This window comes from Psychrobacter sp. 1U2 (genome assembly GCF_051847575.1).
The window spans coordinates 1-503 of the sequence record NZ_JBPYDC010001892.1 but is presented as its reverse complement, the minus strand read 5'-3'; the positions used below and the strand labels follow the sequence as shown (position 1 = coordinate 503).

1 protein-coding gene is annotated in these 503 nt (G+C 39.2%); it reads left to right on the top strand.

Annotated features, from left to right (window positions below; genetic code table 11):
* On the top strand, nucleotides 1–342 hold a 342-nt coding region (locus ACS8FD_RS24985; RefSeq protein WP_439277825.1), incomplete at its 5' end, for a YcxB family protein.
* Nucleotides 343–503: the final 161 nt, after the last annotated feature.

Here is a 503-nt window from a genome sequence, read left to right as displayed (position 1 = left end):
GAGATGCGTCAAATGAAGCTTGGTGTGCAAAAACACGGCTTAGTCATGGCAATGCCGAGCAATCAGCCAGACTTGATGAATAGCAATAAGATGCGCGGTATGCAGATGCGAGCTGGCGCTACCCAACAAGCTGTCATCCCATGGACTGCAATAAAAAGCTGGGATGAGACTGATGACTATATCTTTATGATGTTTGAAATGAAAGGGCAACAAGGCAGTCAAATTGTACCCAAACGTTTACAAGCACAGAAATTCCCTATCGATACTGTCCGCCAGCACTTACAAGAAGTCGTGCCGATACGCGGCTTAAACCCTGAAAGCTTACAACCACCTTCACAGTAAGGTTTTATAGAATAAATCATATAGTTATATTTATTAAAATTAACTAATGCATCATAGTTTGCTATTATTATAAGCATCAAAGGAAGAGATAGAGTATATATTGATGGATATAGATGAACGACGAAGTATTTTATCTATAACCAAATTTAGTAGAACACCTG